At 73.2% G+C, this 15,195-nt stretch carries 11 protein-coding genes; 3 read left to right on the top strand and 8 right to left on the bottom strand.

Annotated elements, in window-relative coordinates:
* Window positions 1-117 precede the first annotated feature (117 nt).
* Together ACZ7FF_RS00955 and ACZ7FF_RS00950 are read left to right on the top strand one after the other, a co-directional pair.
* The gene (locus ACZ7FF_RS00955; protein WP_470808363.1) at window positions 118-840 is read left to right on the top strand and encodes an MBL fold metallo-hydrolase; all 723 of its coding nucleotides are present in this window, start codon (window positions 118-120) and stop codon (window positions 838-840) included.
* Window positions 841-874: 34 nt separating this feature from the next.
* A complete protein-coding gene (locus ACZ7FF_RS00950) occupies window positions 875-1,735 on the top strand; it encodes a DUF3097 domain-containing protein (RefSeq protein WP_470808361.1) in 861 nt (286 codons plus the stop codon).
* 48 nt (window positions 1,736-1,783) lie between these two features.
* Here ACZ7FF_RS00950 and hemW read toward each other — a convergent pair whose 3' ends face one another.
* The 4 genes from hemW to lepA all read right to left on the bottom strand — a co-directional run bounded on the left by hemW (window position 1,784) and on the right by lepA (window position 9,141).
* Entirely contained in the window at window positions 1,784-3,016 is a 1,233-nt protein-coding gene (hemW, locus tag ACZ7FF_RS00945; RefSeq protein ID WP_470808360.1) for a radical SAM family heme chaperone HemW, read from the bottom strand.
* 27 nt (window positions 3,017-3,043) lie between these two features.
* Window positions 3,044-4,864: a SpoIIE family protein phosphatase gene (locus ACZ7FF_RS00940; protein ID WP_470809554.1), complete on the bottom strand. Its 1,821-nt coding sequence runs from the start codon at window positions 4,862-4,864 to the stop codon at window positions 3,044-3,046.
* A 266-nt stretch (window positions 4,865-5,130) separates the two neighbouring features.
* Window positions 5,131-7,005 carry an AMP-dependent synthetase/ligase gene (locus ACZ7FF_RS00935; RefSeq protein WP_470808358.1) on the bottom strand — a complete coding sequence of 625 codons (1,875 nt, stop codon included), beginning with the start codon at window positions 7,003-7,005 and terminating at the stop codon, window positions 5,131-5,133.
* 261 nt (window positions 7,006-7,266) lie between these two features.
* Window positions 7,267-9,141: a translation elongation factor 4 gene (gene lepA / locus ACZ7FF_RS00930; RefSeq protein ID WP_470808356.1), complete on the bottom strand. Its 1,875-nt coding sequence runs from the start codon at window positions 9,139-9,141 to the stop codon at window positions 7,267-7,269.
* A gap of 226 nt (window positions 9,142-9,367) precedes the next feature.
* Between lepA and rpsT the strand changes: the two genes are divergently transcribed.
* Complete coding sequence (gene rpsT / locus ACZ7FF_RS00925; protein WP_470808354.1) at window positions 9,368-9,628, top strand: 30S ribosomal protein S20; 261 nt, start codon at window positions 9,368-9,370, stop codon at window positions 9,626-9,628.
* Between the two features lie 580 nt (window positions 9,629-10,208).
* Here the strand turns inward: rpsT and holA are convergent.
* The 4 genes from holA to ACZ7FF_RS00905 form a co-directional block, all read right to left on the bottom strand.
* Window positions 10,209-11,198: a DNA polymerase III subunit delta gene (gene holA, locus ACZ7FF_RS00920; protein WP_470808353.1), complete on the bottom strand. Its 990-nt coding sequence runs from the start codon at window positions 11,196-11,198 to the stop codon at window positions 10,209-10,211.
* Window positions 11,199-11,432: 234 nt separating this feature from the next.
* A complete protein-coding gene (locus ACZ7FF_RS00915) occupies window positions 11,433-11,678 on the bottom strand; it encodes a hypothetical protein (RefSeq protein ID WP_470808351.1) in 246 nt (81 codons plus the stop codon).
* Window positions 11,679-11,958: 280 nt separating this feature from the next.
* Window positions 11,959-12,795: an arylamine N-acetyltransferase family protein gene (locus ACZ7FF_RS00910; RefSeq protein WP_470808349.1), complete on the bottom strand. Its 837-nt coding sequence runs from the start codon at window positions 12,793-12,795 to the stop codon at window positions 11,959-11,961.
* An 83-nt stretch (window positions 12,796-12,878) separates the two neighbouring features.
* On the bottom strand, window positions 12,879-14,768 hold the full coding sequence (locus ACZ7FF_RS00905; protein WP_470809553.1) for a ComEC/Rec2 family competence protein: 1,890 nt from the start codon (window positions 14,766-14,768) through the stop codon (window positions 12,879-12,881).
* Window positions 14,769-15,195: the final 427 nt, after the last annotated feature.

The following is a 15,195-nucleotide window of genomic DNA, read 5'->3' as shown; positions in this document are numbered from 1 at the left end:
CCCACCTGGCACTCTTCGCATGTGAGTGCCAGTCTTCCCCGGCCAGTGTACGGCCGGGGGGTGCACCCCGGGCAAGGTCGGCCCCGTCCCGGCCGTCCGTACGGCTAGCGTCGCGGTATGACGGTGACTTGGGAAGAGCTCGGGTGGGAGCGGCTGACGGACGGGGTCGGACGGTGCCGGCTGCCCGGCTGGGACTGCACGGTGGGGCTGGTCCTCGGCGAGGGTACGGCACTGATGGTGGACGCCGGGTCGAGTCTGGCCGAGGGCGCCCGGCTGCGGGCCCGGGCCGAGGAGCTGACCGGCGGCCGTGTGACCCATCTCGCGCTGACCCACGCCCATTTCGACCATGTCTTCGGCGCCGCCGCGTTCGCCGGGGCGCGGGTGTACGCGGCCGTCGGCGTCGACGCGGTCTTCGCCCAGGAGCGGGAGGAGCTGCGCCGGGACGCGGTCGGCAACGGCCTCGCGGCGGCGGACGCGGACGAGGCGGTGGACGCCCTGGCCCCGCCCCGGCACCTGGTCTCCGGCGAGTGGACCCTCGACCTCGGCGCGGGCCGGCAGGTGCTGCTGGCCAACGTCGGCCCGGGCCACACCGCCCACGACCTCGCCGTGTGCGTGCCGGGTCCCCGGGAGGTGGTCTTCTGCGGCGACCTGGTGGAGGAGTCCGGCGAGCCCCAGGCGGGCCCGGACGCGGTGCCGTCCCGCTGGCCGGACGCCCTCGACCGGCTGCTGGCGCTCGGCGGCGAGGACGCGCTGTACGTGCCCGGTCACGGCGCGGTGGTGGGCGCGGACTTCGTACGACGTCAACGGGACGCGCTGGCGGCGCGCTTCGGCGTGTCGTGAGCGCCGGCGCGGTGCTTCTCCTATCGTCATCCGAATGCGCCCACCCGTCTCCCGCCACCGCCCTTCCAGCGAGGGCCCCTCGGGCCCGCGGCCTCGTACGTACTCCGCGGACCTGACCCCGCCCTGGAAGAAGCCGGCGCCGGTGCCCGAGGTGCCCGCGGAGCCGGGCCTGGTGGTGGAGGAGCCCGGCACCGGGTTCTGCGGCGCGGTGATCCGCTGCGAGGCGGGCACGGTGACCCTGGAGGACCGCTTCGGCAAGCACCGGGTGTTCCCGCTGGAGCCGCGCGGCTTCCTGCTGGAGGGCCGCGTGGTGACCCTCGTACGCCCGTCCTCGGGCCCGGCACGGCCCACCCGCACGGCCTCCGGTTCGGTCGCCGTGCCCGGCGCCCGCGCGCGCGTGGCCCGCGCCGGCCGCATCTACGTCGAGGGCCGGCACGACGCCGAGCTGGTGGAGCGGGTCTGGGGCGACGACCTGCGCATCGAGGGCGTGGTCGTGGAGTACCTGGAGGGCGTCGACGACCTGCCGGCCGTCGTCGCGGAGTTCGCCCCGGGCCCGGACGCCCGCCTCGGCGTCCTGGTGGACCATCTGGTGCCGGGCAGCAAGGAGTGGCGCATCGCCCGGTCGGTCACCGGCGAGCACGCCCTGGTCGTGGGCCACCCGTACATCGACGTCTGGCAGGCCGTGAAGCCCTCGTCCCTGGGCATCGGGGCCTGGCCCGTGATCCCGCGCGGCCAGGACTGGAAGACGGGCGTGTGCCGCGCCCTGGGCTGGCCGGAGAACACCGGGGCCGCCTGGCAGCGGATCCTGTCCGGGGTGCGCTCGTACAAGGACCTGGAGCCGGAGCTGCTGGGGCGGGTGGAGCAGCTGATCGACTTCGTCACCGCGCCGGAGTGACCCGGCCGCGGTACCGGTGACCACGGCCGGTCCCTCCCCGTGGGGCGATCAGTCCACCAGGTCCCGCACCACCGCGTCCGCGAGCAGCCGTCCCCGCAGGGTCAGCACCGCGCGCCCCTCGTCGTAGGGGCCGGGCTCCAGCAGCCCGTCCGCGAGCGCGCGGCGGGACGCCGTACGGCCGTCCTCCTTGAGCAGGGACAGCGGCACGCCCTCGCTGAGCCGCAGCTCCAGCAGGATCCGCTCCACCCGGCGGTCCTCGTCGGACAGCAGTTCCCGGCCGGCGCCCGGTGAGCGGCCGGAGGCGAGGGCCGCCGCGTAGGCGCCCGGGTGCTTGACGTTCCACCAGCGCACCCCGCCCACGTGCGAGTGCGCCCCCGGTCCGGCGCCCCACCAGTCGGCGCCCCGCCAGTACAGCTCGTTGTGCAGGCAGCGGCCCGCCTCGGAGGTCGCCCAGTTGGAGACCTCGTACCAGGAGTAGCCCGCCGCGGACAGGGTCTCCTCGGCGATCAGGTAGCGGTCGGCGTGGACGTCGTCGTCGGTCATCGGGACCTCGCCGCGGCGGATGCGGCGGGCCAGCTGGGTGCCTTCCTCGACGATCAGCGCGTAGGCGCTGACGTGGTCGGGGCCCGCGCCGATCGCCGCGTCGAGGGAGGCCCGCCAGTCGTCGTCGCCCTCCCCCGGCGTGCCGTAGATCAGGTCGAGGTTGACGTGCTCGAAGCCCGCGGCCCGCGCCTCCGCCACGCACGCCTCGGGGCGGCCGGGGGTGTGGGTGCGGTCGAGCACGCGCAGCACGTGCCGCCTGGCGCTCTGCATCCCGAAGGAGATCCGGTTGAAGCCGCCCTCGCGCAGCGCGGCGAGGTAGGCCGGGTCGACGGACTCGGGGTTCGCCTCCGTGGTGATCTCCGCGTCCGGTGCCAGGCCGAACTCGTCGCGGACGGTCCCCAGCATGCGCACCAGGTCCTCGGCGGCCAGCAGCGTGGGTGTGCCGCCGCCGACGAAGACCGTGCGGACCTGGCGAGGGTCGTCGCCGAGGACCTTCCGGGCCAGGCGGATCTCGTCGGCGAGGGTGTCCGCGTAGTTGTCGCGGGACGCCAGCACCCCGCCCGTGCCACGCAGCTCGGTCGCGGTGTAGGTGTTGAAGTCGCAGTAGCCGCAGCGGGTGGCGCAGTACGGGACGTGCAGGTAGAAGCCGAGCGGGCGGGACGCGGCCCCGGCGAGCGCGGACGCGGGCAGCGCGCCGTCGCCGGGGACGGGCTCGCCGTCGGGAAGTGCGGAGGGCATGCCCTCCATTGTCCAGCACCGGCGCCGTCACTCCGCCTGGAGCACCAGCAGGGCCAGGTCGTCGTCGGGCAGGCCGCCCCCGAAGTCGTGCACGAGGCGGCGGATCCTTTCCGCGATCAGGTCGGCGCTGAGCCCCGCGCAGCCGGACAGGGCGCGGGCGAGCCCGTCGCCGTCGTCGAACTGGCTGGAGCCGGAGCGCCGCTCGGTCACCCCGTCGGTGACGCACAGCAGGCTGTCGCCGGGCCGCAGGTCGAGGGTCTCGCTGGTGTAGGTCTCGTCCTCGACCACGCCGAGCAGGGTCTGCGGGCGGGCGGCCGTGCGCACGGCGCCGTCCGGGCCGAGCACCAGCGGCAGCGGGTGCCCGGCGGAGGCGAGGGTGCAGCGGACCCCGCCGTCGTACGGGGTCAGCTCCCCGTAGAGCAGGGACAGGAAGCGGGTCTGCGGGCCGTCCCCGGGGACCACGGGCCGGCCGCCCACGGCGACCAGGGCGCGGGCGGCCGCGTCGGCGGCCTCGGTGGCGTCGTCCAGGAGGAGCTGGTTGAGCCGGTCGAGGACGTCGGCGACCCGGTAGCCCTCGCGGGCCAGAAGACGCAGCCAGGGGCGGGCGAGGCCGATCACGACCGCCGCCTCGGGGCCCTTGCCCTGGACGTCGCCGACGGCGAAGCACCAGCGGCCGTCGCCCGCCGGGAACAGGTCGTAGAAGTCGCCGCTGGGGCCGCCCTTGTCGCAGGGCTCGTAGACGAGGGCGCTGCTCACCCCGGGGATCTCGGCGACCGCGCCGGGCAGCAGGCCGCGCTGCAGGACGGCGCTGATGGTGGCCTGGCGGGCGTACTGCCGGGCCGCGCCGATGGCGAGGGCCACCCGGCGGCTGAGGTCCTCGATCAGCCCGGTCACCTCGTCGGGGAACCGCGCGAGCCCGCACCGGCCGATGACCAGCGTGCCCAGCGGCCGGCCGCCCGCGATCAGCCGGTACGACAGCGCCGTCCCGTCGGTGCCCTGGGGGCCGAGCGCGTGGCCGGGCCACGGATACTCCTCGGGGCCGGAGCGCAGCCCGTCCCGCGGGGCCGGCGGCTCCTTCTCCAGGGCCGAGCGCAGTTCCTCGATGCGGTTCTCGCTGGCGTGCCAGACCCGGGCGGGGCCGCCGCCTGCGCCGCCGCGCACGGATGCCTCGTCCTCCAGCCACACCGCGCACCAGTCGGCGAGCCGGGGCACGATCAGCTGGCCGGTGAGGGCCGCGACCAGGTTCTCGTCCAGCTGCCCGGCGAGCAGGTCGGAGGCCTCGGCCAGGAAGGACAGCGCGCCCCGGCCCAGCCAGTCGCGGTCCCCCTCGGCGCGCTGCGGCTGCGGGGCCAGGTCCTCGGCGGCCGTCAGGGCGTCCTGCTGTCCGGCGCCGTCCGGCGCCTCGCTGCCGCCCGGGGGCAGCCGGGCCCAGACGGTCTTGGCACCGGAACGGTAGGTGACGCCCCAGGACTCGGCGAGCGTGGCGACCAGGCGCAGGCCCCGCCCGTACTCGGGGGTGTCGTACGGCGCCTCGCCTGCGGCCGCGTCGCGTGGCGCGCGGGAGGGGTGCTGGTCGCTGATCTCCACGACGAACGCGCCGGTGTCCTCCAGGCACCAGTCGACCTCCACGTCGGTCCCCGCGTGCACGACGGCGTTCGTGACCAGCTCGCTGACCACGGCCATGGCGTCGTCGACGAGCCGGGGCGCGACCTCGGGCTGGTCCATGAGGGCGGCCCGCACCAGTGCGCGTGCGGACCCGGGCGCGAGCGGGCTCCCGGACAGGGTGGCCCGTCCGCGCGCCCCAGTGGCCCGGTCCTCGCTCTCCCGCTGCGTGGGTATGGCCGCCATGTCCATGCGGCCAGGGTGACAGACAGGGGGCGCGTATAAGCGTTGAGTCACCGAAGTGGACAGTCGTGGCCGAGAACCGTGCTATGGGTGTGTCAGAAGACGAAACTTTCGGGCGAGGCCGGGCGTGAACGCCCCCGAGGGGTGCGGGGGCGGGGCCTGACCAAGCCCCGATGGGTGCGGGGGGGCGGGGCCTGGCGAACGCCCCGAGGGTGCGGGGAACCGCGCGGCCGGCCACGAGACGGCCCGCGGTCCCCCCGGCGGGGTGCCTACTGCTCCCTGGTGCCGGAGTACATCTCGTCGATGAGGTGCTTGTACTCCCGCTCCACCACGGGCCGCTTCAGCTTCAGGCTCGGCGTGATCTCCCCGTGCTCCACGTCGAGGTCACGCGGCAGCAGCCGGAACTTCTTGATGGTCTGCCAGCGCTGCAGCCCCTCGTTGAGCTGCTTGACGTAGCCGTCGACCATCTCGACCGTCTGCGGCGCCGCGACGATCTCGGCGTACGGCCTGCCCTCCAGGCCGTTCTCCTTCGCCCAGTCCGCGATCGCGAGCTCGTCCAGGGCGATCAGCGCGGTGCAGTAGTTCCGGTCGGCGCCGTGCACGAGGATGTTGGAGACGTACGGGCACACAGCCTTGAACTGGCCCTCGACCTCGGCCGGGGCGACGTACTTGCCACCGGAGGTCTTGATGAGGTCCTTCTTGCGGTCGGTGATGCGCAGGTAGCCGTCGGGGGACAGCTCGCCGATGTCGCCGGTGTGGAACCAGCCGTCGGACTCCAGCACCTCGCCGGTCTTCTCGGGCAGCCGGTGGTAGCCCTGCATGATGCCGGGGCCGCGCAGCAGGATCTCGCCGTCGTCGGCGATGCGGACCTCGGTGCCGGGCAGCGGCTTGCCGACCGTGCCGGTGCGGTAGGCCTCGCCCGGGTTGACGAAGGAGGCCGCGGAGGACTCGGTGAGGCCGTAGCCCTCCAGGATGTGGATGCCGGCGCCGGAGAAGAAGTAGCCGATCTCCGGGGAGAGCGCGGAGGCACCGGAGACACAGGCCCGCAGGCGGCCGCCGAAGGCCTCGCGGAGCTTGCCGTAGACCAGGGTGTCGGCGACCTTGTGCTTGGCGGCGAGGCCGAACGGCACGGTGCGGTTGCCGGTGCGCCGGAAGTTGTCCTGGCTCGCCTTGGCGTACTCGCGGGCGACCTCCGCGGCCCACTGGAAGATCTTGTACTTGGCCGGGCCGCCCTCGCGGGCCTTGGCGGCGACCCCGTTGTAGACCTTCTCGAAGATCCGCGGCACGGCCGCCATGTACGTCGGCTGCACCACCGGGAGGTTCTCGATGATCTTGTCGACGCGGCCGTCTACGGCGGTGACGTGACCGACCTCGATCTGGCCGGAGGTGAGCACCTTGCCGAAGACGTGCGCGAGCGGCAGCCACAGGTACTGCACGTCGTCCTGGCCGACCAGGCCGGTCGCGGAGATCGCCCTCGCCATGTACGACCAGTTGTCGTGCGGCAGGCGCACACCCTTGGGGCGGCCGGTGGTGCCGGAGGTGTAGATCAGGGTGGCGAGCTGCTCCCTGCCGATCGCGCCGACCCGCTCCTTGATCAGCTGCGGGTTCTCCTCCAGGTAGGCCGCGCCGCGCTGCTCCAGCTCGGCGAGCGTGATCACCCAGTCGCCGCTCTCGACACCGGCCGGGTCCACGACCACGACCTTGGTGAGATCGGGCAGCTCGGCGCGCTTCTCGACCGCCTTGGCGAGCTGGGCCGCGTCCTCGGCGATCAGCACCCGGCTCTCGGAGTCGGCGAGGATGAACGCGGACTCGTCGGCGTTGGTCTGCGGGTAGATCGTGGTGGTGGCGCCGCCGGCGCACATGATGCCGAGGTCGGCGAGGATCCACTCCACGCGGGTGGAGGAGGCCAGTGCCACCCGCTGCTCCGGCTGGACGCCGAGTTCGATGAGCCCGGCCGCGATCGCGAAGACCCGGTTCGCCGCCTGCGCCCAGCTCAGCGACCTCCAGTCGTCCGGGCCCTGCCCGGAGGTCGGGGGCACCGGATAGCGGTATGCCTCCGCATCCGGTGTGGCCGCCACTCGCTCCAGGAAGAGGGCCGCCACGGACGGCGGGCGGTTCTCGATCAGGGTCTGTGTGTCGCTCACGACATCCTCCGGGCCCGCGACAGTGCGGCTGTACTCGGTGCGGCTGGATTAACTCACGGTGGGGGTTCGGGCTTGTTGTTTAACTCGCGAGTAACTATCGAGCAGGCATCAGGGTAAGGGGCGACCGGCCGCTGCGTAAGGGGCTTCGGCCTGTCACTTTCCACTCAGAGCAACGCTACGCACGCGTAGGGGCCCGCCGCGCTTTCACACGACGGGCCCCCTTGTGCCCTGATTGCGGGCACACCAGGTCGTTACCTTTGGTTACTTCTTGCCCTTGCCCGACCCCGCGCTGTCATCGCTGGAGAGGACCGCGATGAAGGCCTCCTGCGGAACCTCCACCGAACCCACCATCTTCATCCGCTTCTTGCCTTCCTTCTGCTTCTCCAGCAGCTTGCGCTTACGGGAGATGTCGCCGCCGTAGCACTTGGCGAGGACGTCCTTGCGGATGGCGCGGATGGTCTCGCGGGCGATGACCCGGGAGCCGATGGCTGCCTGGATGGGCACCTCGAAGGCCTGCCGCGGGATGAGCTCGCGCAGCTTGGCGACGAGCCGCACCCCGTACGCGTACGCGGCGTCCTTGTGGGTGATCGCCGAGAAGGCGTCCACCTTGTCGCCGTGCAGCAGGATGTCGACCTTGACCAGGCTGGAGGTCTGCTCGCCGGTGGGCTCGTAGTCCAGCGACGCGTAGCCGCGCGTCTTGGACTTCAGCTGGTCGAAGAAGTCGAAGACGATCTCGGCGAGCGGCAGGGTGTAGCGGATCTCGACCCGGTCCTCGGAGAGGTAGTCCATGCCGAGGAGGGTGCCGCGCCGGGTCTGGCACAGCTCCATGATCGAGCCGATGAACTCGGTCGGCGCCAGGATCGTGGCCCGCACGACCGGCTCGTACACCTCGCCGATCTTCCCCTCGGGGAACTCGCTCGGGTTGGTGACGACGTGCTCGCTGCCGTCCTCCATGAGCACGCGGTAGACCACGTTGGGCGCGGTGGCGATCAGGTCGAGCCCGAACTCCCGCTCCAGCCGCTCGCGGATCACGTCCAGGTGCAGCAGGCCGAGGAAGCCGACGCGGAAGCCGAAGCCGAGCGCGGCGGAGGTCTCCGGCTCGTAGACGAGCGCGGCGTCGTTGAGCTGCAGCTTGTCGAGCGCCTCGCGCAGCTCGGGGTAGTCCGAGCCGTCCAGCGGGTACAGGCCGGAGAAGACCATCGGCTTCGGGTCCTTGTACCCGCCGAGTGCCTCCGTGGCGCCCTTGCTCTGGCTGGTGACGGTGTCACCGACCTTGGACTGGCGCACGTCCTTCACACCGGTGATGAGGTAGCCCACCTCGCCCACGCCGAGGCCGTCGGCCGGGAGCATCTCGGGCGAGCTGACACCGATCTCCAGCAGCTCGTGGGTGGCGCCGGTCGACATCATCCTGATGCGCTCGCGCTTGTTGAGCTGGCCGTCGATGACACGGACGTACGTCACGACACCGCGGTAGGAGTCGTACACGGAGTCGAAGATCATCGCGCGGGCCGGCGCGTCGGCGACCCCGACCGGCGCCGGGATCTCCTTGACGACCTTGTTCAGCAACGCGTCCACGCCGAGACCGGTCTTCGCGGAGACCTTGAGGACGTCCTCCGGGTCGCAGCCGACCAGGTTGGCCAGCTCCTCGGCGAACTTCTCCGGCTGGGCCGCGGGAAGGTCGATCTTGTTGAGGACCGGGATGATCGTGAGGTCGTTCTCCATCGCCAGATAGAGGTTGGCGAGGGTCTGCGCCTCGATGCCCTGGGCGGCGTCGACGAGGAGGATGGTCCCCTCGCAGGCGGCGAGCGACCGCGACACCTCGTAGGTGAAGTCGACGTGCCCCGGGGTGTCGATCATGTTGAGGATGTGGGTCGTGCCCTGGTCGGGGCCCTCGGTCGGGGCCCAGGGCAGACGCACCGCCTGGGACTTGATCGTGATGCCGCGCTCGCGCTCGATGTCCATCCGGTCGAGGTACTGAGCACGCATCTGCCGCTGCTCGACCACGCCCGTCAGCTGGAGCATGCGGTCGGCGAGCGTGGACTTGCCGTGGTCGATGTGCGCGATGATGCAGAAGTTGCGGATCAGAGCCGGGGCGGTACGGCTCGGCTCGGGCACATGGTTAGGGGTCGCGGGCACGCAGGGTCCTGTCTCTTGAGGCGCCTTATGCCTCGGGTCGGATCGATACGTAGTCTCCATGGTCCCACGCGGAGGGACCGGGGACCGTTTTGGGCCGCTCGCAGGGCCACTGGTACTGTAGATGGCTGTGCCTCATGCCCTCTCGGCCCGAGGCGCGTCAGAGAAATTTTGGATCACCGGCACGGGACCCGAGCGGCCCCGCGCCTGAACCTGAAAAGGCTCCTTCGTGGCGAACATCAAGTCCCAGATCAAGCGGATCAAGACCAACGAGAAGGCTCGGCTGCGCAACAAGGCCGTCAAGTCCTCCCTGAAGACCGCGATCCGCAAGGCCCGCGAGGCCGCTGCCGCGGGTGACGTCCAGAAGGCCACCGAGCTGCAGCGCGCTGCCGCGCGTGCGCTCGACAAGGCCGTCTCCAAGGGCGTCATCCACAAGAACCAGGCCGCCAACAAGAAGTCGGCGCTTGCTTCCAAGGTCGCGTCTCTCTGAGGCTGATTCCTTTCTGATCTGACCGCCGGAAGGACCCAGAGCGGGCCCTCTCTCATCCGCTCCCTCCCGGCACCCCGAGCCTGTACGCGGCCTGCGTTCGCCACGCGGGTACGGGCTCAAGATCTCGAACCGGAACCCCGTCACCTTCCCTTCCCCAGGGCGGGTGACGGGGTTCTCGGCTTGCTGGGGCCGGGTTCGGCGGGAGCCCGGGCTTGGCGGGGACGGTTCAGAGGGGGATGGGCCTTGCGGGGGCCTGATGGGGCCTGGGGGCTGATGGGGTTGGGTGCGGGCTTGGGTGTGGCTCGGCTCGGGGCTCGGCTCGGGCGGGGTGAACCCCCGGGCTCGGGCGGGGCTGTGTCCCCAGGCTTGGGCGCCGGCGGGCTCGAGGCTCGGCTCGGGCGGGGTGAACCCCCGGGCTTGGGTGGTGTCGGGCTCGGGCGGGGCCGTGTCCCCAGGCTTGGGCGCCGGCGGGATCGGGGCTCGGCTCGGGCGGGGTGAGCCCCCGGGCTTGGGTGGTGCCGGGCTCGGGCGGGGCTGTGCCGCAGTTTCCCGGGGGGCTGCACGGCGGAGCCTCCGGTCGCTATCCCCGGCCGCGTGAACGGGCCGCGCGGGCGATCACCACGACCGCCTTCTCCAGCGCGTACTCGGGATCGTCGCCCCCGCCCTTCACCCCCGCGTCGGCCTCCGCGACGGCCCGCATGGCCGCCGAAACACCGTCGGGCGTCCACCCTCGCATCTGCTGGCGCACCCGATCGATCTTCCACGGCGGCATCCCCAGCTCCCGGGCCAGATCGGCCGGCCGACCGCCCCGGGTGGACGACAGCTTCCCGATGGCCCGCACGCCCTGGGCCAGCGCACTGGTGATCATCACCGGCGCCACCCCCGTCGCCAACGACCACCGCAGCGCCTCCAGCGCCTCCGCCGTACGGCCCTCCACCGCCCGGTCCGCGACCGTGAAGCTCGACGCCTCGGCCCGCCCGGTGTAGTAGCGCCCGACCACGGCCTCGTCGATCGTCCCCTCGACATCCGCGACCAGCTGCGAGACCGCCGAGGCCAGCTCCCGCAGATCACTGCCGATGGCGTCGCACAGCGTCTGGCACGCCTCGGGCGTCGCCGACCGGCCCGCCGTCCGGAACTCCCCGCGCACGAACGCCAGCCGGTCCGCCGGCTTGGTCATCTTCGGGCAGGCCACCTCCCGCGCACCCGCCTTGCGCGCCGCGTCGAGCAGTCCCTTGCCCTTGGCACCGCCCGCGTGCAGCAGCACGAGCGTGATCTCCTCGGCGGGCGACCCGAGATAGCCCTTCACGTCCTTGACCGTGTCGGCCGACAGATCCTGCGCGTTGCGCACGACCACGACCTTGCGCTCGGCGAAGAGCGAAGGACTGGTCAGCTCGGCGAGCGTGCCGGGCTGCAACTGGTCCGGGGTCAGGTCCCGTACGTCCGTGTCGGCGTCGGCAGCCCTGGCGGCGGCCACCACCTCCCGCACCGCGCGGTCGAGCAGCAGGTCCTCCTGCCCCACGGCGAGCGTCACCGGGGCGAGAAGGTCGTCGTTCGCAGTCTTCCTGGCCATCGCGACAAGCATCCCACGCCCCACTGACAGCGCCCCGCCGACTCCGGCCGCGGACGCCGCCCCGGCATCGCTCCACCCACACCGCGCCCGCTCCCTGGCGCTGCACCTTCGCGGAGGGACACCGCACCCTCCCGGAGGCCGCCGGACGCCGCGCCGAGCCGTCGTTTCCCTCAGGTCCCGGCACCGGCGCTCACTGCCGCCGCGACGGCAGGACCCCCGGGACACCGCCGGCGGCTACGGCTCCTCGCGCCAGCCGTCCCACTCCCCCGCGAACTCGTCCAGCTCCTCCGGGTCCAGCCGCTCGTGCTCGTCCCGCAGGACGATCAGCCACTGGGCGTCCTCGGCGTCGTCCTCCCCGGCCAGCGCGTCCCGGACCAGCCGCGGCTCCTCGTCGATGCCGAAGCGCTCCCCGAGCGTCTCGGCCGCCTCCTCCGCCGCGTCCCGGTCGGGCAGCACCAGCACATGTCTCACATCGCTCACGGCGACATTCTCCGGCACCCCATACCGCCCGATCCGCCTGGGCCGATTTACTTGGGCCGATCCGTCCGGGCCGGGCCGCCTGGGCTGGTCCACTCGAGCCAGTTCGCCCAGGTCGATCCGCCCGGGCCGGTTCGTCCGGGCCGCTTCGTCCGGGCCGGTTCGTCCGGGCCGGTTCGTCCGGGCCAATCCACTCGGGCCGGTCCACGCGGGCCGATCCACTCGGGCCGATCCGCCCAGCCAGAGCCCGGGCCGCGTTCCGTCCCTCGAGGCCGCACCCGGGCTAGCTGCCCGTGTTCCGCTCCCGCACCGTGGGTACACGGCTCAGCTCGATCCCGAACCGCTCCCGGTACAGCCTCAGCACCTCCCCGTCCGTGTCCAGGTCCCGGGTCTCGCGGGTGCCGTCGGCCGCCGTCGTGGTCAGGGTGCGCCCGCTGAGCGTGATCCTCCCCCCGTCCCCGGTGATCCGTGAGCAGACCAGCGACCGGGTGAAGTGCGACAGCGGCGAGGTGCTGTGCCACCAGGCGCCGGCCGCGAAGTCCGCCAGCGCCCGTGGCCGGGTCTCCAGCCGGTACTGGGGCTCGCCGTTCCGTACGACGTCCAGGTCCCGCGCCGTCGAGTCGGCCCCGCCCCGCGCCCCGGCCGCGTCCGGTCCGGCCTCCACCACCTGGAAGACACCGCCCGGATCGGCCTGTTCTCCCCGCTCCGCGTACGCCAGCGGGTGGTGGCTGTGCGCCCCGAACCCGACGTCGGCGAGCCAGAGGTCACCGTCCACCGTCCGCACCCGCAGCGCGAGATGGTCGTAGGGAATCCCCAGCCTGCCCTCGTCGCCGTACACCCGACCCTCGAGCAGCTCCACCTCGTAGCCGAGGGCGGCGAGCAACGCGCCGAACGCGCCGTTCAGTTCGTAGCAGAACCCACCCCTGCGGGCCACGGTCACCTTGTCCAGCAGCCGCTTCTCCTCCAGCACGATCTCCTCACCGAGGTGGATCGACAGGTTCTCGAAGGGCACGGTCCGCAGATGGCGCAGATGCAGTTCGCGCAGCGCCTCCCCGGTGGCTCGCTCCGGGCGGGCGGCCCCGAGCCGGCGGAGATAGGCGTCGATCTGTGCCGAGTTCATGCCCCCAGTGTTCATGCCCCCAGTCTGGGCGATCACCCGGCCGCGCGCCCACCTCCCGTCGCACGATCCACGCCCCGCCCCCCTCACTCCCTCGTCACCTGCAGCTCCCCACCCGCCCCTCCGGACCCGCCGACCGCCAGCGCCCCGTCCCGGTCGGTGCGCAGCACCACCGCCCCACCGGTCCGCAGCGCGGCCACGGTCGAGGGTGCCGGATGGCCGTAGGGATTGCCGGCCCCGCAGGAGACGAGGGCCACCCGGGGAGCCACGAGCCGTATCAGGTCGGGGTCCTGATGGGCCGAGCCGTGGTGGGCCACCTTCAGTACGTCCACTCCGGCCAGTTCGGCCGCCGCCGGGGACCGCAGCAACGCCTGCTGGGCCGGAGGTTCGAGGTCCCCCAGCAACAGCATCCTCAGTCCGCCCGTGCGGACGAGCAGCGCGACGCTGGCGTCGTTCGGGCCGTCCAGCTCCGGTGCGGCGGCCGGTGCGGCCGGAGGCACCCCCGGTCCGGCCGGAGGAACCCCCGGTCCCGGGGGCGGCCCGGTGTCCGGAAGTGGCCCGGTGTCCGGAGGTGGCCCGGTGTCCGGTGGGGGCCACAGGACCCGCCAGTCCAGCGGTCCGGTGCGCCGCTCCTCCCCCGCGACGGCCCGTGTGACCGGGATGTGCCGCGCGGCCGCCTCCCTCCTGACGAACTCGGCCTCGTCCGCGGGCTCTTCGAACCCTGTGGTCTCGATCGCGGCCACGGAGCGGCCCCTGAGGACTCCGGGCAGGCCCGCCACGTGGTCGGCGTGGAAGTGGGTCAGCACGAGCAGGGGGATGCGAGTGATGCCCAGCTGCCGCAGACAGCGGTCGACGAGCGCCGGATCGGGCCCGGCGTCCACGACCACCCCGGCTCCCGGGCCCGCCGCCAGCACGGTCGCGTCACCCTGGCCCACGTCGCACATCGCGAACCGCCACCCCGGCGGTGGCCAGCCCGTAAGCACCCTGGTCAACGGTGCGGGCCGCACCACCACCAGCAGGAGCAGCACCCCGAGCAGCCCGCACCACCACGGGTGCCGCAGCAACCGCCGCCCGGCCGCGACGACGGCCACGGTGACCACCGCGAGCAGCAGCGCCCCCGGCCAGCCGCCCGGCCAGTCCACTCCCGCGCCGGGCAGCGCCGCCCCGGTCCGGGCGACCCCGGCGATCCACCCCGTCGGCCAACTCGCGCACCACGCGAAGGCCTTGGCCAGCGGCATCGCCACCGGTGCCGTCGCGAGCGCGCCGAAGCCCAGCACCGTCGCGGGTGCCACGGCCACCTCGGCCAGCAGGTTGCACGGCACCGCCACCAGGCTCACCCGGGCCGACAGCACCGCCACCACCGGCGCGCACACGGCCTGCGCGGCGGCGGCCGCCCCCAGTGCCTCGGCGAGCCTCGGCGGTACCCGGTGCCGTCGCAGCGCCTCGCTCCAGCCCGGCGCCAGTACCAGTAGCGCCCCGGTGGCCAGCACGGAGAGCAGGAAGCCGTAACTGCGGGCCAGCCACGGGTCGTACAGCACCAGCAACAGGACGGCCGTGGCCAGCGCGGGGATCAGGGATCCGCGGCGCCCGGTGGCCAGGGCCAGCAGGGCGACCGCGCCGCAGCCGGCGGCCCGCAGCACGCTGGGGTCGGGGCGGCACACGACCACGAACCCCAGCGTGAGCGCTCCGGCGACCAGAGCGGTCGCCCGCAGGGAAAGCCCCAGTCGCGGGGCGATGCCACGGCGTTCGACCTGCTGGGCCAGCCCGGGCGGGCCGATGAGCAGGGCGAGCAGGATGGTGAGGTTGCTGCCGGAGACGGCGAGCGTATGGGCCAGGTCCGTCTCCTTGAAGGCCGCGTCCAGCTCGGGCGTGATCCCGGAGGTGTCTCCGACGACCAGCCCGGGAAGCAGCGCCCGCGCGTCCCCGGAGAGGCTCTCGGCCGCCTCCCGCAGTCCGGCCCGTAACCGCCCCGCCAGCCGTTGCGGCCCGCTCGGTCCCCCACGATCCGCGGCCCCGGCCGGTCGCGCACCCGCAGCACGGCCGCCGTCCGGTCACCGCCCGCCAGGGAGGGCGCCAACCGCCCGCTCACCCTCAACCGTGTGGACGGCAGCACGCGGAGCCACACGGCCTGCCCGCCCCGGGAGCCCCCGTGGCCCGTCGCAGTCCCCTTCGGCAAGGACGGTGGGAAGGCACCCCCGTTTCCGGCGACAGCCTCCTTCGGTGCCGGAACGTCCGTGCCGATGACCATCAGCACCGGTGTCCGCGTCCGTTCGCTGCTCCCGTCGCCCTCCTCGACGCGCCGCACGTCCGCCCGGGCCAGCACCGACACCGGTGCCGAGTGGTCGCCGCGCACCCGTGGCCTGCTGAGCCAGGGGTCACCGGTCACCTCGACCTCGGCGGTCA

Source organism: Streptomyces sp. NPDC037126 (genome assembly GCF_055605965.1).
Note: the sequence above shows the minus strand (reverse complement) of the source record. Positions and strands in the feature narration are given on the sequence as shown.